General features: G+C 43.7%; 15 protein-coding genes. 11 read left to right on the top strand and 4 right to left on the bottom strand.

Translation table 11 applies throughout. The features are described from left to right. Window positions 1–70 precede the first annotated feature (70 nt). Entirely contained in the window at window positions 71–1,348 is a 1,278-nt protein-coding gene (gene hemA, locus AAE02nite_RS05095) for a glutamyl-tRNA reductase (RefSeq protein WP_146895568.1), read from the bottom strand. 278 nt (window positions 1,349–1,626) lie between these two features. Here hemA and AAE02nite_RS05090 point away from each other — a divergent pair, with 278 nt between their 5' ends. From AAE02nite_RS05090 to pafA, 11 genes are all read left to right on the top strand, one after another. Continuing rightward, entirely contained in the window at window positions 1,627–2,811 is a 1,185-nt protein-coding gene (locus tag AAE02nite_RS05090) for a sensor histidine kinase (RefSeq protein WP_146895566.1), read from the top strand. Between the two features lie 209 nt (window positions 2,812–3,020). Then, on the top strand, window positions 3,021–4,775 hold the full coding sequence (locus AAE02nite_RS05085; protein WP_146895564.1) for an amino acid permease: 1,755 nt from the start codon (window positions 3,021–3,023) through the stop codon (window positions 4,773–4,775). Between the two features lie 286 nt (window positions 4,776–5,061). Beyond that, window positions 5,062–5,640: an RNA polymerase sigma-70 factor gene (locus AAE02nite_RS05080; RefSeq protein WP_146895563.1), complete on the top strand. Its 579-nt coding sequence runs from the start codon at window positions 5,062–5,064 to the stop codon at window positions 5,638–5,640. A gap of 160 nt (window positions 5,641–5,800) precedes the next feature. Continuing rightward, window positions 5,801–7,003: a FecR domain-containing protein gene (locus tag AAE02nite_RS05075; protein ID WP_146895561.1), complete on the top strand. Its 1,203-nt coding sequence runs from the start codon at window positions 5,801–5,803 to the stop codon at window positions 7,001–7,003. A 133-nt stretch (window positions 7,004–7,136) separates the two neighbouring features. Beyond that, entirely contained in the window at window positions 7,137–10,571 is a 3,435-nt protein-coding gene (locus AAE02nite_RS05070; protein ID WP_218033443.1) for a TonB-dependent receptor, read from the top strand. A gap of 67 nt (window positions 10,572–10,638) precedes the next feature. Further along, entirely contained in the window at window positions 10,639–12,111 is a 1,473-nt protein-coding gene (locus AAE02nite_RS05065; RefSeq protein ID WP_218033442.1) for a RagB/SusD family nutrient uptake outer membrane protein, read from the top strand. Window positions 12,112–12,277: 166 nt separating this feature from the next. Next, window positions 12,278–13,534 carry a purple acid phosphatase family protein gene (locus tag AAE02nite_RS05060; RefSeq protein WP_146895559.1) on the top strand — a complete coding sequence of 419 codons (1,257 nt, stop codon included), beginning with the start codon at window positions 12,278–12,280 and terminating at the stop codon, window positions 13,532–13,534. A gap of 180 nt (window positions 13,535–13,714) precedes the next feature. Next, on the top strand, window positions 13,715–16,957 hold the full coding sequence (locus tag AAE02nite_RS05055) for a SusC/RagA family TonB-linked outer membrane protein (RefSeq protein WP_146895557.1): 3,243 nt from the start codon (window positions 13,715–13,717) through the stop codon (window positions 16,955–16,957). Between the two features lie 25 nt (window positions 16,958–16,982). Then, window positions 16,983–18,806 (top strand): RagB/SusD family nutrient uptake outer membrane protein, encoded by a 1,824-nt coding sequence (locus tag AAE02nite_RS05050; RefSeq protein ID WP_174761919.1) that lies wholly within the window; start codon window positions 16,983–16,985, stop codon window positions 18,804–18,806. Window positions 18,807–18,926: 120 nt separating this feature from the next. Next, entirely contained in the window at window positions 18,927–19,781 is an 855-nt protein-coding gene (locus AAE02nite_RS05045; protein WP_146895555.1) for an endonuclease/exonuclease/phosphatase family protein, read from the top strand. Window positions 19,782–20,045: 264 nt separating this feature from the next. Then, window positions 20,046–21,698 carry an alkaline phosphatase PafA gene (gene pafA / locus AAE02nite_RS05040; RefSeq protein WP_146895552.1) on the top strand — a complete coding sequence of 551 codons (1,653 nt, stop codon included), beginning with the start codon at window positions 20,046–20,048 and terminating at the stop codon, window positions 21,696–21,698. Between the two features lie 86 nt (window positions 21,699–21,784). Here pafA and AAE02nite_RS05035 read toward each other — a convergent pair whose 3' ends face one another. From AAE02nite_RS05035 to dusB, 3 genes are all read right to left on the bottom strand, one after another. Continuing rightward, the gene (locus AAE02nite_RS05035) at window positions 21,785–22,630 is read right to left on the bottom strand and encodes a DMT family transporter (protein WP_246150805.1); all 846 of its coding nucleotides are present in this window, start codon (window positions 22,628–22,630) and stop codon (window positions 21,785–21,787) included. A gap of 171 nt (window positions 22,631–22,801) precedes the next feature. After that, on the bottom strand, window positions 22,802–23,725 hold the full coding sequence (locus AAE02nite_RS05030) for a DMT family transporter (protein WP_246150803.1): 924 nt from the start codon (window positions 23,723–23,725) through the stop codon (window positions 22,802–22,804). A gap of 36 nt (window positions 23,726–23,761) precedes the next feature. After that, window positions 23,762–24,748 carry a tRNA dihydrouridine synthase DusB gene (gene dusB / locus AAE02nite_RS05025; protein WP_146895548.1) on the bottom strand — a complete coding sequence of 329 codons (987 nt, stop codon included), beginning with the start codon at window positions 24,746–24,748 and terminating at the stop codon, window positions 23,762–23,764. Between the last annotated feature and the right edge of the window lie 55 nt (window positions 24,749–24,803).

Genomic DNA, 24,803 nt, shown 5'->3' with positions numbered 1-24,803 from the left:
ATTCGGTATAGCGCGCAAAAAAGCGGCCAAGTTTTACCCCAGCCGCTTTTTTTGTTCTATAAAATAATATCTATTTTTGGGTAGGTTCGGGCTGATTTTCCAGATTAAACAAATCGTTCAGCACATCAATCAGCGTTTCGGCCTCACCGCGTTTGCAGGCGGCTTTTAATTGCAATACCGGCAGCTTTATTATTTTCTGCATAATATTGCGCGTTACATCGTCTATCAGCTTGGTTTCGGCAGGAGTTAATTTCTTTAAATGGCGGGCCAGTTCTTCCTGGCGGATATTTTCCAGCGCATTCTTTAGTTTATGAATGGTAGGCGATACCACCATCTCCTTGGTCCAGTCCTGGAACTGCTCAATAGATTCGGAAATAATTTGTTTTACTTTAGGCACCGAAGCCAGCCGTTGCTCCAGCGCTGCGGAGGCTTTATTCTGAATGGTATCTATGTTGTAAACCAGTACGCCCGGAATATTCTCTACTTCGGCTTCGATGCTGCGGGGTACCGATAAATCTATAAAAAACTTGTACGACAACACCTCCAGGCGCTTCACCATTTCGGTCGTGAAAAATGGCGTATCGCGCGAGATAGATGAAATCACCACATCGGCTTCTTTCAGGCCCTGCACCAGATTTTCGAAAGGTAGAACCTCAAATCCGCACTCATCGGCCAGCAACTGCGCTTTGGAGGTGGTGCGGTTGGTAATAACTACATTGTTCAGTACCGACGAGTCTTTTAAGTTGCGGCAAACATCAGCGCCAATTTCGCCAATACCTACTACTAAAATGCGGGGATTGTCAATATCGTTGGTTAATTCTTCTACCAGTTCAACGGTGGCGTAAGACGTAGAGGCGGCACCATCGCGGAAAGAGGTTTCCTGTACTACGCGTTTATTTGTAAAGAAAATAGTATGCAGTAAACGGTGTAAAAACGGCCCGGCTGTTTCGTTATCGGCTGCCCACTGGTAAGCTTGTTTTACCTGGTTCGAAATCTGGATATCGCCTACTACCTGGGCGTCCAGGCCCATCGATACGTCAAATAAATGCTGTACCGCATCCTGGTGCGTATTGATAATAGTAAAATAATCCAGGTATTTGGTTATTTGCGCAATGCCTTTCTGAATACCCAGTAATTTTATGATTTCCTGGCTGTAATCTACATCGGCAGTATAATAAACTTCGGTGCGGTTGCAGGTAGATAATACCAGAATATCGCCGGCCTGGATAAAATCCTTTAGTGTACCCAGAAATTGCTTACACGACGGTTCGTCTAAAGCAATTAGCTCCCGAATGTCTAAAGGGGCTTTTTTATACGATAAGGTTACTGCCTTGAAGTTGTGAAGCATGTTCAAGTCCTAAAACTAAGCCTGCAAAATTAACAGGTAGATGTGGTAAAGTAAAACTAAATTTCTTTAAATATTTAATTTACTATTATCAATGCCAGAAAATTATTAATAAATGCCGGAAATTAAGCCTTAAATATTAATAATATACCGGCGCTAATTTTATTCTATATATACTTTTAAACAATGATTACGTTTATTTAGTGCTTTGGCTACCATTAATATTTTCTAATCTATGAAATAACTGCGGCACTAAGCCAGCGGTTGTTTACCAACAAAAAATGCTCCCAATTTATTCTCAAAAATCCCGGATAAAATTATTGTTACTTTTAGTGGCGTTGGTTATAGGCGCTGCCACGGTGGTTTACACCAATGTGCTGGTTTCTAAATTAGCCGAACGCGAACAGCAACTCATTGATTTATATGCCAAAGGCCAGGAATTTATCATTAAAAACACCGGAAAAGAAGACAACCTGGTTTTTATTCTGGAAGAAGTTATCACGGCGAATAAATCGGTGCCGGTTATCCTGACAGATGCAAACGAAAAGGTTATCAGCTTGCTTAACCTGAACCTGCCGGCCAATATTTCTGAAAGCCGGAAGGAAGCTTTTCTGCGCCGCGAAATTCAAACAATGAAAACCCAGCACGAGCCCATTGTGGTAAGTTTTGGCGATAACAAAGAAGATATAAATTATATTTTTTACAAAGATTCGGACTTGCTGGTGCAGTTGCGCTACTACCCTTATGTGCAGCTTACCGTAATGGCCTGTTTTTTTCTGATGGCCTATTTTACGTTTAGTTATTCGCGTAAGGCCGAGCAAAACCGGGTGTGGGTAGGACTGGCCAAAGAAACCGCCCACCAGCTGGGTACGCCGCTTTCGTCGTTAATGGCCTGGTACGAATATTTAAAAGCGAGCCCTAAGTTTGCCGAGGAACCTATTGTGGAAGAACTCGGCAAAGACGTAAAACGTCTCGAAATAATTACCGAACGCTTTTCCAATATTGGGTCGGTGCCGGCGCTGAAAGACGAAAATATTTTGCGGGTAACGCAAAATGCCATTGCATACCTGCAAAATCGGGTTTCCAGAAAAGTAGAGTTTAATATCAAAGCCGAGTTTCCGCCCGATACCCCCGCCAAGGTAAATATTCCTTTGTTTGAGTGGGTAATCGAAAATATCTGCAAAAATGCCATTGATGCCATGGAGGGAAAAGGCAAAATTGACCTGACCTTATCTTACGCCGGTAAGAATAATATTGCTATCGACATCCGCGATACGGGTAAAGGTATTCCCAAAACCAAAGTAAACGATGTGTTTTTGCCGGGTTATACCACCAAAAAGCGGGGGTGGGGCTTAGGCCTGGCCCTGGCCAAACGCATCATCGAAAACTACCACGAAGGTAAGCTTTTTGTGAAATGGTCCGAAGTCGGCAAAGGCACCACGTTTCGGTTATTACTCAATCGCTGAGGAATAATTTAAAATCCAATTTTCGGTATTATCAAAACAGGCGGCACGCTAACCTGTTTGGTAATATTTTTTCTGCCGGCATAACAGCCGTTTTGTTGTAACGCGGTGCCTAATCATACAAGCAGGTTTATTTGTGAACGGGGTTTGGGTAGCTGCTGGCGATTGTTAAAAAATTATTCCTTAACTTTTGCCTTTAATTTAGAGCGTTCATGGGTTTTAAAAATCTTTTCCGGAAGAAAGATATAAATGTAATGCTGGCCGATTTGCAGGCCGAAGGGCAGGAAGGGCACGGGATTAGCCTGGTAAAGAATTTAACCTTGCGCGACCTGGTAGCTTTGGGTATTGCCGCCGTAATTGGGGCCGGCATATTCAGTACCATTGGCAATGCCAGTGCAGCCGGTGGCCCGGGAGTTGCGTTGTTATTTATTTTTACGGCCATTGCCTGCGCTTTTTCGGCATTGTGTTACGCCCAGTTTGCCTCTACGTTGCCAGTAGCCGGCAGCGCTTATACTTACGCCTACACTTCTTTCGGCGAACTGATTGCCTGGATCATTGGCTGGGATTTATTAATGGAATATGCCATTGGCAATATTGCCGTAGCTATTTCGTGGTCCGATTATTTTACGGGTTTATTAAACGGGGTTGGAGTACACATACCGGCTTACCTGACCATGGATTTTTTGAGTGCCTCGCGGGGTTTTGACGAAGCGGAAACCTTAATGGCCGGCGGCACGGCTTTCGCCCAGTTAACGCCTGGCTTACAAGCTGCCCACGAAGCCTGGGTCAATGCACCCCGCCTCGGCAGTCTGCCCCTGGTAGCCGATTTCCCCGCATTGCTGATTGTAGTACTTATTACCTACCTGGTTTATGTGGGCATTAAAGAATCTAAACGAACGGCTAACTTGTTGGTGCTGCTGAAATTGCTGGTGATTGTGCTGGTTATTCTGGTGGGTATGTTTTACATAAAGCCAACGAACTGGAGCCCTTTTGCGCCCAATGGCCTTGGCGGTATTTTAAAAGGCGTATCTGCAGTATTTTTTGCTTACATCGGTTTCGATGCTATTTCTACTACCGCCGAAGAGTGCCGGAACCCGCAACGCGACTTGCCCCGGGCCATGATTTATGCCTTAATTATTTGTACGGTGCTGTATGTGCTGGTGGCGCTGGTATTAACCGGCATGGTACCCTTTTCAGAATTAGCCGTCGGCGACCCATTGGCTTATGTGTTTGAGCGGGTAGGCTTAAATTTTGTTTCAGGGGTGGTGGCCGTGAGTGCCGTAGTAGCCATGACCAGTGTTTTACTCGTGTTTCAGTTGGGGCAACCCCGCATCTGGATGGCGATGAGCCGCGATGGGTTGCTGCCAAAAGTTTTCGCCCGCTTACACCCGCGCTACAAAACGCCTTCCTTTTCTACTATTGTTACGGGTATTGTAGTGGCTGTACCGGCTTTGTTTATGAACCTGACCGAAGTAACCGACCTGACCAGTATTGGGACTTTGTTTGCCTTTGTACTGGTTTGTGGCGGCATTCTGCTGATGGATAATACCGGCCAGCATAAAGGCCGATCCGGGTTTAAAGTGCCCTATTACAACGGTAAATACCTGGTGCCCTTGCTGATGGTGACCGTAGTAGGGCTGTTGTTAACCTTTAACCCAACTGGCCTGCAAAACTTTTTTAGTTTAACCGATGGCACCGAAAGCGGCTGGGACGTTTTTAAACACAAAATCCCCTTGATCGGATTTATCCTATTTTGTATTGTTATCACCATACTATCCTTTCTGCGCAGCCTGTCGCTGATACCGGTACTGGGGCTTATTACCAACCTCTACCTCATGACCGAACTGGGCATCACCAACTGGAGCCGCTTTTTAATCTGGCTGGGGCTGGGCTTAGTAGTATATTTTATTTATGGCTACCGCAACAGCAAGCTGAATCAGCAATTTATTAAAAGACCGGGTATTTAGGTAGTACTTATTCTATACAAATTAGAATAAACAATTTCTGCATTGGCGTTTCAGAAATGGCGGCTTATTGATTTGAATAGTTATGGGACTTTATATCTTAAATTTTCATAAATTGGTTTTTAAACTTATAGATGTTTTTAAAAATTGAATTACTAAGTTTTATTCTTTACCTTAAAGTATCAAAAAAACTTGCCCCTTCTTAGCAAAAGAATTTCTTACTTATTGCATATGAACAAAAGGCTTTTTTAAATATGAAATGAGTAAAATAAACAAAATGCGGTGAGATATGAGTGAGAACGATAACATTCTAAAGCAGGATTCATCCATATCTTTTAACCAAGAATTAAGTCTGGAGCAACTCTTTAAGGAATATTATACACGTCTGGTTTATTTTTCCTTTCAGCTAATAAAAGACAAAGATGCGGCCGAAGATATCGTACAGGAGGCATTTATTAAATACTGGCACGGCAGAGAAGACACAGAAACCGGCAATCAAGCTATTAAAAGCTATCTGTATAGTGCTGTTAAGAATGCCAGTCTAAATGTATTGCGGCATCAGAAAGTGGAAGAAAAGTATAAAGACACACTGGAAAGAACCTTACCCGGTGAAACAAGTATTCTTCAGCTAATGATTCGGGCCGAAGTTGTATCGGAACTCCACCGTGCTATTCAGACTTTACCGGCTGGTTGTCAACAAATATCTCGCTTAGGCTACCTCGAAGGCAAAAATAACCAGGAAATAGCCGAAGAATTAGGTATATCAGTAAATACGGTTAAAACCCAGAAACAACGTAGCCTCCAATTGCTGCGGTTGCGCCTTAATCCCGAAATTTTTGGTTTGTTTCTGGGCTTCTTACTGGGGTAAGAAGCCATTTCTTTATAACCATAATCAGGATTTTATTTCACAGTAATAGCTAGTTATACTGCTCCCGCCTCTTTACCTACCTGCTTCTAAAAATAAAAAAAGTATTTTCCTTTTCACCCTATTGGCCGACCAAGGTGTCTTACAGTTCAGAAGCACCCATATGGCAGAAAATTACATCCCATTCCTGATTTCCGAACTGATTTTAAAATCGCTCTCGCAAACTCTGACCCCGCAGGAGCAGGAAATATTAGATAATTGGCTAGCCACCGATGCGCAAAATTCTGAACTGCTTGATTTGTTTAGGCAGGAGCAGCGTTTAGAGCCGGAACTGACCTTTTTTTCTTCGTTAAATACTGAAAACGCCTGGCAGAAAATTGCCGCTAAAACTGTTAATTCTGCCCCGCCGGTAAGTTTATGGCAAAAGCCACTAGCCTGGCGATTTGCCGCGGCTGTAGCCTTGTTAATGGGTATCGCGATAGTTTTTGCACTGGTTAAATTCCCGGATAAAGCGCCTGCTATAGCTGTAAATAAGCCTAAAGAAGTAAGAAAGGAAGTTAAAACGGATATAAACCAGGTAAAACTTTCTTTAGCCGACGGAACGGAAATATTACTGAATGATATTGCCGATGGCACAGTGCAGGAGATAAACGGAATAAAAATAGAAAAAAAGGATGGGCAGGTAATATTCCGGGTAGCTGATAATACGGTCTCGCAACCAAAGGTTGCTTACAATATAATTACTACGCCGATTGGCGAGCAGTACCAGGTGGTTCTGCCGGATGGTAGTAAAGTATGGCTTAATTCGGCTTCTGCGTTGCGTTTCCCGACTGCCTTCCCAGGCCATGAGCGGGCAGTTACCTTAACCGGCGAAGGCTATTTTGAAATCACAAAAAAGAAAGACCAGCCGTTTCTGGTTACTGCCAGCAATACAACCATAGAAGTACTCGGTACCCATTTTAACTTAATGGCTTACCCCAACGAAAGCGCCACCAAAACCACCTTACTGGAGGGCTCGGTAAAGGTAAGTAACGGCAAAGTCAGCGAATTTATTAAACCGGGGCAACAAGCAAATGTTACCGACGCAATTAAGCTGAGTGCGGTGGATGTGGATGAGGCCATTGCCTGGAAAAACGGATTATTTCATTTTAACGATGCGGATTTAAAAACCATTGCCAGGCAACTGGAGCGGTGGTACAACGTGGATATTTCTTTCGGCGACGAGGTGCCGGGCGGGCACTTTACTGGTATTATTTCCCGGCGTACCGATATAGAACAGGTCTTAAAAATGCTGCAGGTATCCGGCAATCTGGATTATAAAATAAAAGAAAGGAGGGTACTGATATCAGCTAAGAAAAAAGGCTAAAGAACCCAAACAGCCCAAATTAATCGCTTTATACTACCCCGCACCTCCATAAACACAAAAATCAGGTAGCTGTTACAGCCTGCTAATCAGAATTAATACAAAATAATATTAACTAACCTAACCATCACAATGTATGAACCTAATTTACTCACCGAAAAAGAATTTGCCCAGCGGTAAGTTTTGGCCTAAAACCCTGCTGCTGACCAAAATGCTTTTGCTGTTGGTCCTAATCTGCTTGCAAGTGCAAGCCAAAGCCTTTTCCCAAAAGATTTCTATCTCGGAACAAAATGCGCCGCTCGAAAAAGTATTTAAAGAAATAAGGCGGCAGAGTGGCTACTTGTTTTTGTATAATACCGAATTGCTCCGCAAAGCCAAACCGGTAACCGTATCGGTTAAAGAAGCCTCATTGGAGCGGGTATTGGATGCCTGTTTTCACGGCCAGCCGCTTACCTATAGCCTGATGGAAAAAACCATTGTGGTTAAACCCAAAGAAGAGGTAAAAGAAGAAACTAGTATTAGAACACCCTTAGATACCGAAATAAGGGGCAAGGTACAGGACGAGAATGGTGGTCCGCTGCCTGGAGTTAGCATAAACGTTAAGGGAACTGCTACGGGTACCATTACAGATGCGGGCGGGAACTATAGTTTAAGCGTACCGGAAAGTAAAACGATACTGGTTTTTTCTTTTATAGGTTATGTATCTAAAGAAATTAATATTAATGGCCGTACCACGGTAGATATCAGAATGGAACCCGATACCAAAGCGCTGGAAGAAGTGGTGGTGGTAGGCTACGGAACGCAGAAAAAATCTGATTTAACCGGTGCGGTAGGAAGTGTGAAAGCCAGCCAACTAACAGAACGACCATCTGTAAATCTGGAACAGGCCTTAGCAGGAAGAATTGCCGGGGTAAATGTATCGACCAATTCCGGCAGACCGGGTGGCCGTACCGCTATCGCTATTCGGGGCTATAGTTCTGTTAATGCGGCCAACGATCCCTTGTATGTTGTTGATGGCATTATCTGGACAGGTGGCATTAATACCATAAACCCCAATGATATTGAATCGATAGATGTATTGAAGGATGCTTCTTCTACCGCTATATATGGTACCAGAGGTACCAATGGGGTAATAATTGTTACTACTAAAAGAGGTAAAAAAGGTGCCAAATTAGTTGGTTATGATAATTATGTAAGCCTGGGTTACCTGCCTAATGATAGAAAATACGATGTAATGAATTCGAAAGAATTCTTATTTATTGAAGAGGAGCAATATAGGAATGCACCAAAATTTGATCCGGCTGGTTTTGCGGCCGGAAAGTACCCGAATCCGGTAACGAAAAGGAAGAATTATCTGGTTGATAATACGCTTGGAAACCGGGAGCTTTTTACCCTGGACGAAAACGGTGTGCCGCAACCCATATACGATGTTGATTGGCAGGATATAACTACCAGAAAAGCTATTAGCCAAAGCCATAATTTATCTTTTACAGGCGGTGATGATAAAACCAATTACGGATTGTTTTTAGGTTATGCCGATGAACAAGGTATTGTAAAAGAAAGTTTTCAGAAACGGTATAATGTACGGGCGGTGGTAGATCAGCAAATGAAGAATTGGCTGAAAGTAGGTATGAACCTAAGTTATGCTAATAACCGCGAAAGGAGGGTTGATGAAAATGTTGGCTCAAATAATTCGCTGCGCCAACTGGTTGAAATGGTAACGTTTATACCATATAAACATGCCGATGGAACTTATGGTTACCGCGGTGATTATGCCGGCCTGGAAAAGGGGGATAATCCTTTAGCGCAGATTTACGAAAACAATTTATTATACAACTCAAATGTTTTTAATGGCAACACTTATGCCAACTTCAAAATTATTAAGGATTTAGAATTTACTTCTACGCTAGGAGTAAATATTGGTAACAACATTAACCCCTATTTTAAAACTACCAAATCCGATTTGCAGGGTGGGTTAGGCAAGAACTATTCTAGAATTACCAGCAGCGAATCTAAGTTCTGGCAATGGTCGAACCGAATAAATTATAATAAAGTAATTAATGAAGACCACGCCATTAGTATGCTTTTGGGTACTGAGCTTCAGAAAAGCAACAGCCTGAACTGGGCAGCTATAACCAGTGTAATGCCCGATGATTATTATTCTTATAATAACCTTGGTGCCGGTGCAACTCCTTTGGCGCCCAATTCTTCGACAAATGCTTTTCAAATGCAATCTTACTTTGGTAGATTAAATTATAATTTTAAGGAAAGATATTTGTTTACGGTAACCGGGCGTTCAGATGGATCTTCCAGGTTCGGGGCAAATAATAAATTCGCTTTTTTCCCTTCTGCTGCGGCTGCCTGGCGAATATCCAATGAAGATTTCTTAATGAAAAGCAGTGCCATATCTAACCTGAAATTACGCGGAAGTTATGGCCTTACTGGTAATTCTGAAATTGGTTCCTATAAATCGCAAGCTAACTTAAGTACCAATTCTTATATTTTTGGTGGTATTAGAGCGTCCGGCTCGGCTATTGGCCGGTTGGCTAATCCAGAATTGCAATGGGAAAAAACAGCGCAATTTGATGTTGGTATAGATCTAGGATTATTAGATAACAGGATTTCTGTTGAAGCAGATTATTTTGTTAAAAAGACCCACGACCTGTTGTATGATGCACCAGTGCCGGCTACCAGCGGCTATACGATAGTAACCAGAAATATTGGCAGCATGGAAAACAGAGGCTTCGAATTTTCCTTAAATACTGTCAATGTCAGGAATTCGGTTTTTTCCTGGTCGACTAATTTCAATATATCGACTTTAAAAAATAAGATTACGGCGTTAGGGGTTAATAACGAAGATATTCTGTATGGTACCAAAGAAGGACTGATTCTGAGAGTAGGAGAGTCGGCCGGTTCTTTTTATGGTTATTTACGCGATGGCATTTGGGGCACTGCCGAAGCCGATAAAGCCGCAACTTATGGCCAAAAACCAGGCGATTTAAGAATAAAGGATATTAACAACGATGGTGTTATTACCGGGCTGGACCGGGTAATTTTAGGTAAAGGTATTCCTGACCTGTATGGCACTTTTGCTAATAGCCTCCGGTATAAAAATTTCGATTTCATTTTAGAAATTCAGTTCTCGCAAGGCAATGATGTTTTTAACCAGGCCAGAAATTCCGGTGAAGCGCGGCAGGGGCTTGCCAACAGTTTTGCCACCGTTTTAGATGCTTGGACCCCCGAAAACCAGGATGCAGAACTTGAACAGGTAAGACCTACTGCAGCCGGTTATAATTATTATATGGATAGCCGCAAAGTTTCAGATGGGTCTTTTATTCGCGGAAAAAACGTGGTTTTGGGTTATACCCTTCCCCAATCCATTACTTCTAAAATTGGGTTAAACAATCTGAGGATTTATGCTTCCGGTCAAAATTTCTTCCTGAAAACGAAATATTTCGGCTATGACCCCGAAGTGACCACATATGAAGAGTTTTCCTTCTCGCAAGGATTTACTTATTATGAATATCCTAAACCCCGGACATTTATGGCTGGCCTGAATGTTAACTTCTAGCCTGTATTCTAAATAATTTATTAGAGAAATTAATATGAGAAGCATAAATAAAACAGCATTAATAATAGTGCTTATATCTTTTATAACGGGTTGCAAAAAGGATTTTCTGGATGAGCAAAACTTATCGGCTCTTACCCTCGAAAATTATTTTACCACCGAGGCCCAGGCGCAAGCAGCAGTAAATGGCATTTATCCCACCTTACACATGCTTACCTCTGCCAATGCTAACTATGGCGAGTCGCCCTGGACCTCCATTGAGTTTCCGGTAGGTCATGCTACTACCCTTGGCCAGAGTTTATATAATAATGGTTTAATTCGTCATAACAATTCAGCTATAGAGCCGGTGTTTAAAACCGTGTGGGTTGGTTTTTACAATGGCATCGCCAATGCTAATGTTGCTATCAACCGCATTCCGGCCATAACAATGAACGAACAGACTAAGAATTCTTTACTGGGAGAAGCTTATTTTCTGAGGGCGTTGTACTATTATTATTTAGTAAGGCTTTACGGCGATATTCCTTTAATTACAGATGCCATAAATTTTACCAGTCCTGATCTTTATCCCATGCGTTCGCCGAAAGAAAAGGTGTATGAGCTAGTAGTAAGCGATTTGCAAGCCGCTGAGAAGTCGGGAATGCCCAATACCGACAAAAAAGGTAAAGCATCTTTAGGCGCCGTAAAATCATTACTGGCCAGTGTTTATTTAACAATGGCCGGGAAACCCTTAAATAAAGGGGCAGCTTACTACACCCTAGCCGCAGATAAGGCTAAAGAAGTTATAGACGCAGGATGGTATAGCTTATTTACAGATTATTATTTCTTACACGACAGGGCTCACAAAAACCAGGGCGAACTGATTTTTCAGGTTCAATACCAAACAGGAATAAGAACCAATGATATAATAAAAGCTATCTCACCATCAAAAATAGGCATTTCTCTTTTAGATGAATATGGGGCTCTTATGCCCAGAAGCGAATTTGTAAAATCGTACGAGCCTAATGATAAAAGAGCCCAGGAGAAACAATTCTTTTTTACGCAATACACTAAAAAGAACAGCTCCGCTATTATTCAGTTTGGCGAATATGCTTTGTATAAATATTGGTTGGTAGAGGCTGCCGGCTCCGGGGGAGATGCCAATGAAGACCAAAACTTTACGATTCTTCGTTACCCGGAAGTTCTTTTAACTTTTGCAGAAGCCTCTAATGAGGTAAATGGCCCTAGCCAGGCCGCTTACGATGCCGTTAACCTGATCCGTAAAAGGGCAAATTTGCCACCTCTCGCCGGTTTAACAAAAGAGGAATTCAGGGAGGCCATCTGGCGCGAACGCTATCATGAGCTGGCATTCGAGAATAAAGCTTATTTTGATATTCAGCGCACCCGGAAGGTTTATAATTTAAAAACAGGCCATTTTGAAGATGCTTTGGTGTACCGGAATGAAAGCGGGGTAATATTTAATGAGCAGTACATGTTGTGGCCGATACCGCAGAGCGAATTGGATGCAAATCCTAATCTTAAACCGCAAAATATAGGCTGGCAATAATTTCGCAACTAGGGGCGGATTTGGCCAGTTCCTGCCGGTTTCTGAATACCATATATTTGAATTACCTTCTTGTAAAATTATAAGGCAACCGTACGAAAAATGAATACCAGACAATCCATGGCTGGCTTAGGTTTGTGCGGTTGCCTTGATAAAATACTTATAAATCATGCAAAAATATTTAATTCTGTTTATTCTGGTAGTGCTGGGAAATGTTACTGCTTCTTTTGCCCAGCCACAGCAGATCCATTTGAGTTGGAACAGTTCGGAAAAAAATGCCGCTGCCAACACCATGGTAGTAACCTGGGCAAGTGAGAATCAGACCCAAAGCCGGGTAAAATATGGCACCGATAAAAAGCTAAATCTGGCCCAACCCGCTATAAATAAATTTCTGGCCGATGGTAAAATGTATATCTATCACGCAAGTTTAAATAACCTGAAAGCCAATACCACTTATTTTTACCAATGTGGCTCTGACCAGGATGGCTGGAGTGACGTTTACTCTTTTAAAACTGCACCGCCATTAGGCAGCCAGAAGGAATTTATAGTAGGGGCGTGGGGCGACACGCAGGATAATGAATTTAATACCCAATTTGAGAAGACAGATGCCATTGTGCAGCAAATGCGTAAATACCCGGTGCAGTTTACCATACACATGGGTGATATTGTAAATACTGGCTCGCTGGTACCAAGCTGGCAACGGCTGTTCCAGACCACGCAACCCATTAATGTTATTGCTCCTTTTATGCCGGTGCCGGGCAATCACGATGTAAATAATGAGTTAGACGAATCTGGTTTCCAGGAGCCTTTCCCAATTTTTTACGATTTATTTAATTTGCCTGGTAAGGACACGGATTACTCGTTTAACTACGGCAATACACATTTTGTCGCTATTAATTCGGGTCATGCCAAAGGGGTAGAAGAAGCTAAGCAGACCAATTGGCGGTATGCAAAAGGTTCAGCGGAATACCAGTGGCTGGAAGCTGATCTGGCGAAAGCCCGGCAGGATAAAAATATTACCTGGATTGTCATTTATATGCATCACCCGCTTTATTCTTTTGGTTGGAGTCATGTGAAAGGCTGGCAGGAACATATTACACCTTTATTAGATAAGTATAAAGTTGATTTAGCCCTGGCCGGACATCGGCATGTATACGAACGTCATAAAGCTATCCGGGCAAATCAGGTTATACCATTAACCAATAAGCATGTTTATAAAAACCCGAATGGCACTGTTTATATTACTAATGGTACTGCTGGTGGCTCACCGCAAGGTTTAGGCGGGAGCAATATGCCATCTATGGTTTTCACTTCTTCGGCTAAAATGTACAATTTCGCTATAATGAAAATACAAGGAAGACGCATTATGTACGAAGTTTACAATGAAAATAATGAAAAAATTGATTATTTTGAATTGCTTAAATAGAAGCGAGAGGCCTTTAGAAGGCTTATTTTGTGCACAAGTTGCCTTCAAAAATACTATTATATAAAAATTATAATAAGTTGTTTAAGATTATTTTAAAATAAAAAACGTGTCCTTATCTGAACATGCAGGAGTGTCTGCTAAAACCTGGAAGAAATTAAGATTAATAAAAATTTATGCTCTATGAAAAAAACTACTCTACCTTTTTTTAAATGGAAACCCGGTTTGTTGTTAATGTGGGCTTTATGTTACAGTATAGCTGCCATTTCTCAACAAGTACAAAATGTTACTGGTAAAGTTACCGGCGAAATGGGAGAAGGGCTTCCGGGGGTAACAGTATTAGTAAAAGGTACTAATACTGGTACTACCACCAATCCTGAAGGTAATTTTGCCTTGCAAGTGCCCAGCGGTTCTAATATGCTAGTAGTTTCTTTTATAGGTTTTACAACCCAGGAAGTACCTATTAATAACCGTACTGTCATAAATATTAAGTTGCTGCCCGATGCCAAATCGTTGGAAGAAGTGGTAGTGGTGGGTTATGGTACCCAGAAAAAAGGTAACTTAACGGGTGCAGTAGACCAGATAGGCAGCGAAACATTTGAGAATCGGCCGCTCCCCAACGCAACCCAAGGTTTGCAGGGCGTATTGCCCAACGTAAACATCCGCATGGTTGAAGGAAAACCCAATGCTTCGCCTAATATCAACATCCGGGGAACTACTTCTATTGGGCAGGGCGGCAATGCGCTAATTCTGATAGATGGTGTGGAAGGTGATCCCAGTATGCTTAACCCCAACGATATTGCCTCTATTTCGGTGCTGAAAGACGCGGCTTCGGCGGCTATTTACGGTGCCCGGGGCGCTTTTGGCGTGGTGCTGATTACTACAAAAACACCCGCTAAAGATGCTTTTGCGGTTACTTACGATGCCACTTTTGGTACCAAAGAACCTACTGTACTACCCAATTATGTTACCGATGGCTTTTTATGGGCTACAAAATTTAACGAGTCTTTTTATAATTGGGAGGGGACCTACCCGCAAAATGTAAATAAAACTTTAACTTTTTCGCAGGAATATTTAAAGGAACTGGAAAGAAGATCCAAGGACCCCAGTCTGCCCAAGACCGAAGTTGGTCCCGATGGCAGATATGTATATTATGAAAATACCGATTGGTATAAACATTTGTACAAAGACCAACTTTTTACCAATCAGCATAATATTTCATTATCCAGAAGTACCGATAAAGCTAATTTCGCCATCTCGGGGCGTTTTCTGGGGCAGGAAGGTTTATTCCGTTATAATTCAGATGATTTCAAAACGTATAATCTCCGGGCCAGAGGGGCTATCGAACTGTTCCCTTGGTTGCAAGTAAACAACAATTTTGATTATTCGAACCGGGATTATCACAACCCATTAAACGTAGGTGAGGGCTCCGGTATCTGGCGGAATATTGCCGATGAAGGCCATGTGCTGGCCCCCATGCTTAACCCCGATGGAACGCTTACCCACTCGGCAGCCTATACTGTTGGCGATTTCTATTACGGTAAAAACGGCATCGACACCCGCAGAAGCATTCTTCGGAATACCACTGGTTTTGAATCAAAAGTATTCCAGAACCAAATCCGGGTAATTGGTAATTTTACATTCCAGAAAATATTCCAGGATGAATTTACCAAACGGGTGCAGGTGCCTTACAGCACGGCCCCCGGCGTAGTTGAGTACGTGGGTACCCAGTACAACGACATCCGGAATGTGAACGACCGGACCAATTATAATGCTTCTAACCTGTATGCCGAGTACGAAAATACCTTCCGGGAAAAGCATTATTTTAAAGCAATGGTGGGTACCAACTACGAGCAGTCTACGTTTCAGCGCAACTTAACGCAGCGGAACGGGCTTATTTTTGAAGATGCTACCGATATAAATTTAGCATTAGGCCAATCTATTCTGACCAGCGGTGGTTACGAAAGATGGCAGATTTTTGGTGGTTTTTCGCGGCTAAACTATATTTTTGGCGACCGGTACCTGGTAGAATTTAACGGACGCTACGATGGTTCTTCTAAATTTCCTGCTAACGAGAGATATGCCTTTTTCCCTTCGGTTTCGGTAGGCTGGCGCGTTTCGCAGGAGCCATTCTGGCCGGTGCCCGATAATATTGTGTCAGATTTAAAATTCCGGGCTTCTTATGGTTCGCTGGGTAATGGTAATATCAACTCGTATGCCTTTCAGGAAACCTTTAACATCTCGCAATCCGGCCGCATCCTGAACGGCATCCTGCCCCAGAAAACCAGCCGGCCAACCGTACTGCCCAGCGGCCTTACCTGGGAAACTGCCACTACCAAGAATATTGGGGCCGACCTGGCCATGGTTTCGGGTAAGTTACAGTTCTCCGGCGATGCCTATGTTCGGGAAACAACCGATATGTACACCATTGGCATGACTTTGCCTGCCATTTTCGGTGCTACTTCACCCAAGGGCAATTATGCCGATTTAAGAACCACCGGTTGGGAATTCACCCTAAACTGGCGCGATCAGTTTTCGGTTGGTTCTAAGCCATTTAATTACCGGGTTGGTTTTAATCTGGCCGATAACAAGGCTAAAATATTAAAATACAATAACCCCAATAAATTCCTGAATGATTATTACGAAGGCATGCAGGTGGGCGAGATGTGGGGATATGTAACCGAAGGCTTTTTTACTTCGGCCGATGAAATTAAAAGCCATGCTAACCAAAGTTTATTTCTTTCTACCTCCAGGGGCGAATACTTACCCGGCGATATTAAATTTAAAGATGTAAATGGCGACGGTAAAATTAGCCCCGGCGACAACACCGTAGCTAATCCTGGCGACCGGGTAATTATTGGTAATAATGCCCCGCGTTACACCTACGGCATAAACCTGGGTGCCGATTGGAGCAACTTTTTTGTCTCTGCATTTTTTCAGGGCGTTGGCAAGCAGGATTGGTACCCGCTGGCTGAATCGAATGTGTTCTGGGGACAGTATAACCGGCCGTACGGCGATATTCCTAAATGGCACTTAGAAGAAGGCATCATCTGGTCGCCCGAGAATCCGGATTCCTTTTTCCCGAGATACGTATCGCGGTTGGCTAACCGGAGTGGTGGCACCTTACGGGAGCAGCAGACCAAATATGTAATGAATGCGGCCTATGTACGCCTGAAAAATATCCAGATAGGCTACAACTTGTCGCCGAGTTTGGTAGCCCGCCTAAAAGTAGTAAAAGGTGGCCGGGTATTCCTGTCCGGCGAAAACCTCTGGACCTGGTCGCCGCTTTACCGGATACTGGATAATGTGGATGTGGAGAATGCAACCGCTCCCTCGGACCAGTTGTTTACCAGTTCCAATGCTGGTGATGGTTATAATTACCCCCTGCTGAAAAGCCTAAATCTGGGTTTATCCGTCACATTTTAATTGCTTAGTCCTTAATAAATTAATTATGAAAGATATATTTAGTAAAAAGATTAGTTACTGCTGGCTCATTTTATGCTGTGCCTTTATGGTTGCAGGGTGCGACCTGGAGGAAGTGCCGGTTGATACCGCCAACAAAGATGCCGTATTCGGCAGCGAAAGCGGATTACAGTTATATGCCAACTCGTTTTACGACTGGTTGCCCAGCGCCAATAATATTCACCAGGCCGATGCCATATCGGATTACTCGACTCGGCGAAATGCTCCGGATTTTCTGCGGGCAGGCAATGTGTATAGTTCCCGGACGAGCGATAATACGTCGGCCTCCGGCTACGACCTCATCGCCATCGGTGCTGATTGGAACTGGGGCTGGGGTACCTTGCGCAATATTAATTTCTTTCTGGAAAATAATAAAGATCCTAAAATTGCTGCCGATGTAAGACAACACTATAATGGGCTGGCCCGGTTTTTCAGAGCTTGGTTTTATTTTGAAAAGGTTAAGAGATATGGCGATGTGCCCTGGGTAAACAAACCCCTGGACGTAGCCGACCCCAAATTATATGCCAGCCGCGATCCTCGTACTTTGGTAATGGACAGCGTACTCGCTGATATCAATTTCGCTATCCAGAATATTAAGACAATTAACGACCCTTCGCGCACTCTAATTACCAAAGATGTGGCATTGGCGCTGAAATCACGGATTGCCTTATTTGAGGGTACATTCCGGAAATACCACACCGACAAAGGCTTGGTCAATACCGCCAACACTTGGTTAACGGCGGCTGCTGAAGCCTCCCAAACGGTTATGACCAATGGACGGTTTAGCTTACACCGTGGTGGCGGGACTGATTTGTCGTATCGGCAATTATTTATCAGCGATGCACCGGTTTCTGCGGAAATTATGCTGGCGGTGGTATCCAGTACCGCTTTAAACGTGCGACATGCGGCTAACTGGTATTTTACCAGCGCTACCACCGGCACCCGTTTCAGCTTTATCCGGCCCTTTATTAATACCTATTTAAATATTGATGGTACTCCTTATACGAATGAAGCCGATTATCAGACCCAAACGTTTATGGACGAAGTAAAAGGCAGGGACAAAAGGTTAGCCCAGACTATTCGGACCGGCAGTTACAAGCGAACCAACGGCGGAAACCTGGTAGCGGCACCGCCTGCTTTTACCTATACTTACACCGGCTATCAGCCCATTAAGTGGAGTGTGGATAATGTGGCGATTGATGGCGGAAATAATAATACCAATGCCGTATCTATTTTCCGGTACGCCGAAATATTATTGAACTACGCCGAGGCAAAAGCCGAACTGGGTACACTTACCAACGACGATTGGTCCAAAACAATTGGGGCTTTGCGTAGCCGGGCGGGTATTACGGGCGGGTTAACTACCTTGCCTACAGTAGTTGATCCTTACCTGCAGTCTACTTACTTTCCGAATATTTCGAACCCTGTAATATTGGAAGTGCGCCGTGAAAGAGGCATTGAACTGGCCCTGGAGGGATTCCGGTTCTATGATATTGTTCGTTGGAAAAGGGGAGAACTCATGGAAATGCCCTGGCTTGGTATTTATGTGCCCGAAGCAAATAAACTAATGGACTTAAATGAAGACGGTACACCTGATGTGTACTTTTACACACAGACCCCAACAAATCAGATTAGCGGCGTTACCTATGTAAATGTAGCTACTGAGTCTTACAAATTAACTAATGGTAACAGCGGTCAGGTTATTTGGTTGCCCAATATTCCCCGGAAATGGGAAGATCGGAAATATTTCTATCCTATTCCGGAATCACATTTACTCACCAATCCGAGTCTTGGGCAGAATACCGGCTGGTAACTTTTTACCCTAAAAATATTCCCCGAAAGTGTTTATATTTTGGATAATACCACAAGTAAAAATACATTCGGGGAATATTATCTTAATTTACTTTTGAAAATAACCTAACAGAATTGCCCAATGAAATTTAAGAGTACATTACTTACTTTTCTTTTAGTCTTTAGCCTAATAGGCCAAACCTTTGCCCAAGGGCTTACGGTTGGTTCTTATAACGTGCGGTATGCCAATGCCAACGATGAGGGTAACCTGTGGGCCGACCGGGCGCCGGTGGTAGCCAACTTAATACGCTTCCACGACTTCGATATTTTTGGTACGCAGGAAGCTTTGAAAAACCAGCTGGACGATATTAGTAATGCTTTGCCGGCTTATGCCCGCTATGGCCTGGGCCGCGATGATGGTAAAGAGAAGGGCGAACACTCCGCTATTTTTTACAAGAAAGATAAGTTTAAACTCCTGAAAAAAGGTGATTTCTGGTTATCCGAAACACCCGATAAGCCTTCGCTGGGCTGGGATGCTACCTGCTGTAACCGCATTGCTTCCTGGGTTTATTTGCAGGACATCAAGAATAAAAAGAAGTTCTACTTTTTTAACGTGCATTTCGACCACCAGGGCAAGGTAGCCCGCCGCGAGAGCAGTAAACTATTATTACGCAAAATAGCAGAGATTGCGGGTAAAGAGCCGGTAATCTTATCCGGCGATTTTAACGGCGATCAGCAAAGTGAGTGGTACCTGACTATTGCCAACTCGGGTGTTTTAAAAGATACGTACAAACAAGTGTCTCATCCTTATGCCAATAATGCTTCCTTTAATGCTTTTGGAAATAAGCTAGATGGCGACCAGATTATCGACCATATTTTCGTTACAAATCATTTTAAAGTTAATAAATGGGGCATTTTGACCGATACGTACCACGGTAAATTCCCGTCCGACCATTTTCCGATTTTAGTGGATCTGACCTATGGCGGAAAAGAATAGCTTTTTAACTCCGAAGTTTCTTTTAGGTATAATAGCGTCTTATTAACCCAGAGGTATTAAATTTTTTACAAAAGACTGTTTAAAAAGCATTAGATTTTGCTGCTTAAACAGTCTTTATTATTGCCAGGTTGCGGATAGCAGACAAACCGCTATTGCGGTTTGTGGTATAGCTCTGGTTTTTTTGATTTGCATATATTGTATATTTTTATTTTAAATTTTAGAACTAATCATTCAGAATATTATCAATAGTTTAAAAATGCTCTTATGAGATTAAGACTGATTTTCCTCCTTTATTTCACCCTGATTATTGCTGCTTCGGCTCAGAAGAAACCAAAAAAGAATACAGCTACATTGCCCCGGCCAAAATTGGTAGTGGGGCTAATGGTAGACCAGATGCGGTGGGATTTTCTGTACCGGTACTACGACCGCTACGGCGAAAACGGCTTTAAGCGAATGCTGAATGAAGGCTTTACCTGCGAAAACACGAGTATTGATTATTTGCCCACTGTAACGGCTATTGGTCATAGTACGGTTTATACCGGTTCGGTGCCGGCTTTGCACGGTATTGCCGGCAACGATTTTATTATACAAGCTACTGGTAAATCGATGTATTGCACCGAAGACAATGCGGTGGAACCCGTGGGTACCACAGCGGCGGCCGGCAAAATGTCGCCGCGCAACCTGCTAGCCAGCACCGTTACCGACGAGTTGCGGTTGGCTACGAATTTCCGTTCTAAAGTAATTGGCATTGCCCTGAAAGACCGGGGTTCTATTTTACCGGCCGGCCATAGTGCCAATGCGGCGTACTGGTTCGACGATGCCAGCGGCAACTGGGTTACCAGCACCTGGTATATGAAAGAATTGCCGGCCTGGGTGCAGCAGTTTAATGCGCAAAAGTTACCCCAAAAATACCTGCAACAAGACTGGACCACGCTTTATCCGATAAATACTTACGTGCAAAGCACCGCCGATAATACCCGTTACGAAGGCGCTTTTGTAGCGTCTGCCGGCCCCGTGTTTCCGGTAAAGACGGAGGAGTTATTCAAATCAAAGGGAGTAAGTGTTATCCGCTCTATGCCGGCGGGTAATACCTTAACGCTAGACTTAGCAAAAGCAGCTCTTCAAAACGAACAACTGGGACAGCGGGATGTAACCGATTTTCTGGCCGTGAGTTTATCTACTCCGGATTATATTGGCCACCGGTTTGGTCCCAATGCCATTGAGGTAGAAGATATGTATTTGCGCCTGGATAAAGAATTAGGCGATTTTTTTGCTACGCTGGATAAAACGCTGGGTAAAGGCAATTACACCGTTTTCCTGACAGCCGACCACGGTGCATCGCACAATCCTAATTTTTTAATTGATAACAAAATTCCGGGTGGATTCTGGCCCGCCAGTGCCCAGTTAAAGGAACTGAACAGTATGCTGGAAGCTAAATATAAAGTAGGTAAACTTGTTTTAAGCCTCAGTAATTACCAGGTTAACCTGAACAATCCGTTAATTGCCAGCAATAAATTGGATGAAAGTGCCATCCGGAAAGATTGTGTGCAGTTTATGGAAAAGCAGGAGGGTGTAGCGTACGCCATAGATGTAAAAGAGGTGCAGACGGCCAATATTCCGGATGAACTCCGGACCCGTATGTTAAGAGGTAACCACCCGGAGCGCAGCGGCGTTATTCAGCTGTTTATGAAGCCAGGTTGGTACAGTGGCTCTGCTAATGCCACCGGTACTTCGCACGGCACCTGGAGCCCGGTAGATACGCACATTCCGTTGGTTTGGATGGGCTGGGGTATTAACCAAGGGAAGCTAACGCGGCCTACACACATGTCGGATATTGCGCCTACTGTAGCAGCCTTGCTACGTATTCAGGCCCCGAGTGGCAGTATTGGCCAGCCTATTCCGGAGGTGATAAAATAATTACCGAACTTTAGTTTAAACAGCCGGGCCGTTAAGAATATTACACTATTCTTAACGGCCCGGCTCCTTTTTACATGGCTTTGCCATCAACGACTGCGGTTTACAATTAATACGCCCGCCAGAATAACCAGCATACCCAGGTAATGAACAAATAAAATCTGTTCGCCGTCGAGCACGCCCCAGAGCAGAGCCACAATAGGCATTAAATAGGTGGATGAACTTGCAAATAAGGTATTGGTCAGATGTATGAGCCGGTTGTATAATACCAGACCGATGGCTGTACTGAAAACGGCCAGCAAAGCAATATAAAACAAAGCTTCGTAAGCGCCGGGTACGTGCGCCAGCTTGTAAAAGAAAGAAGTAGTACACAAATAACCAAAGGCCAGTGGTCCTACCGTAAATAAAGCCATGCTGGCCATGGTTAGCGCCGGAATTCCCTGTAGCCGATGCTTAATCAGGTTCAGGCTGAGGCCATACATCATGGTGGCGATTACCACATAAATACCAAAGGCGGCGTGGGTAGCGCCAGATGTACGGGAGCCCCCGCCAAATATTAGAATAGCGGTACCGGCAATGCCAATCAGAATACCCGCCAGGCGCAAACCCGTAATCTTTTGCTGAAAAAATATTGCTCCAATAATCAGCGTAAATAAAGCCGTAAGCGAGTTAAGCACCCCGGCCAGGCCGCTGGCTAATTTGGTTTCGGCGTAAGCAAATAAAAAAGCCGGAAATAAATTGCCAAAAAAGCCGCTGCCCATTACGTAATTCCATTTCTCCCGCGGTACTTGTTTAATATTTTTCAGCGCAAAGGGTAGTAAACTCAGGCACGCAATCGTAATACGCTCGCTACCCAGCTCATCCGAAGAAAATACCACCAGGCCTTTTTTAATTAAAATGAAAGAAGTGCCCCAGACCAGCGAAAGAAATAACAAAATAAACCAGGCCAGCGCTTGTTCAGAAACCCGCCTGGAAGCAGATGTAGTATTGATAACTAAATGAACTTAAGTGCTTTATACATATTGTTCCTGCGTATTCAAGGCTTATTTCTGATTTATCAGAAAAGAATCAATGTTCCCTGAATCAGCGTAATTCGGCGGTAAAGGTTACTCCGACTTATTTACAATAAAAACCCCGGCCAGAATAGTAGCCATGCCCACGTAGTGAAAGGTGGTTATCTGTTCTCCGTCCTGTAAACCCCACAACAAAGCCACTATTGGTATCAGGTACGTAATGACGCTTACAAACAAGGGGCTGGAGATTTGAATAAGTTTATTATATAATATAAATCCCAAACTTGTGCTTACCAAAGCCAGAATGCTTACATACCCTAGCCCGTGCAGACCAGCGGTGGTATACAATATTTTAGCCGGCGCTGCCGTGGTACACAAATAAATAAAAGCCACCGGGCCCACCGTGAACAAACCTAATGCCGACATTTTGAGCGCATTAATATGCTGCAGATATCGCTTTACAATATTGGCATTTAGGGCATTGCAAATAGTAGCCAGCACCACAAACAAGCCGTAAAATGCATTGCTGGTAATCTGGTCCTGGCGGCCCGAAAGAATGAGAATTGCGGTGCCGGCCATGCCCAGCAAAATGCCGCCTATTTTCAGGGCAGTGATTTTTTGCCGAAATAGTAAAGCGCCTACCAACAAGGTAAATAAACCGGTTAAAGAATTTATAATACCCGTAAGGGTACTGGCTAAATGGGTTTGCGCTAATGGAAAAAGAAAGGCCGGGAATAATATAGCTAGGCAACCCATTGCTAGTAAGTATTTCCACTCGGTGCGATTAACCTGTTTTAAACTGGACAAAGCGGCCGGCAGAAAAACCACGGACGCAATAGTAGTACGCAAGGCGGCTAACTCAAAGGGTGTAAAAACAGTGAGGCTACGCTTTATTAATATGTAAGAAGTGCCCCACATTACAGAAAGCATGCCCACCAATAGCCACGTTAGCAAAGCCGTGTTCAGGCGTAAATAACGCAGCAGCCGGGATTGGGTTAATACGTTTAAAAAGCTCAAACCAAAAGAACTGGTGAATAAATTTAATAGGGTGGGTTAATCGGCGTAAACCAGCGAACCGGCCACTTCTTCCAGAATATCATAAACTTCTGCCGGCGATTCGGTTTGAACCAGACGCATGCGGTAAGGTTTAAAATTAGGCAGACCGCGGAAATAATTGGTGTAATGCCGGCGCATCTCAAATATTCCCAAACGTTCGCCTTTCCACTCCAGCGATTTGGTAAAGTGCATTTTGCAAACTTCCATGCGCTCTTGCAGGGTGGGCGGCGGCAATATTTCCCCGGTTTCGAAATAATGCTTTATCTCCCGGAAAATCCAGGGGTAACCAATTGAAGCCCGGCCAATCATAATGCCGTCCACGCCGTAGCGGTTGCGGTATTCCAGGGCTTTTTGTGGGGTTTCGATATCGCCGTTGCCGAAGATGGGTATTTTAATGCGCGGGTTTTCTTTTACTTTGGCAATTAAGGTCCAGTCGGCATCGCCTTTGTACATCTGTACCCGGGTGCGGCCGTGAATAGTTAAAGCTTGGATGCCAATATCTTGTAAGCGCTCAGCTACTTCGGTAATATTTTTGGTAGCATCGTCCCAGCCCAAACGGGTTTTAACCGTAACGGGTAAGGGGGTGGCTTTTACCACCGCCGAAGTCATTTCCACCATTTTGGGAATATCGCGCAACAAAGCCGCGCCAGCCCCTTTGCAGGCCACGTTTTTTACCGGGCAGCCGTAATTTATATCTATTAAATCCGGACCAGCCAGGGTTGATATTTCGGCTGATTCGCGCATCGATTCCACATCGGAACCAAACAGTTGAATGCCAATGGGCCGCTCGTAATCAAATACATCCAGTTTCTGCCGGCTTTTGGCCGCATCCCGTATCAAACCCTCCGACGAAATAAATTCCGTATACATCAAATCGGCCCCGTTGGCTTTGCAAACGGCCCGGAATGGCGGGTCGCTTACGTCTTCCATCGGGGCTAATAACAACGGAAAGTCAGGTAAAGTAATATTTCCAATTTGTGCCACGCGTAGCGATATTTAAAAATTAAGGTAAATTTACGTCATTTTTAACTTAAACATA

Source organism: Adhaeribacter aerolatus (genome assembly GCF_007991635.1).
In the GTDB taxonomy this organism is placed as follows: Bacteria; Bacteroidota; Bacteroidia; order Cytophagales; family Hymenobacteraceae; genus Adhaeribacter; species Adhaeribacter aerolatus.
This window is presented reverse-complemented; position numbering and strand designations above follow the sequence as displayed.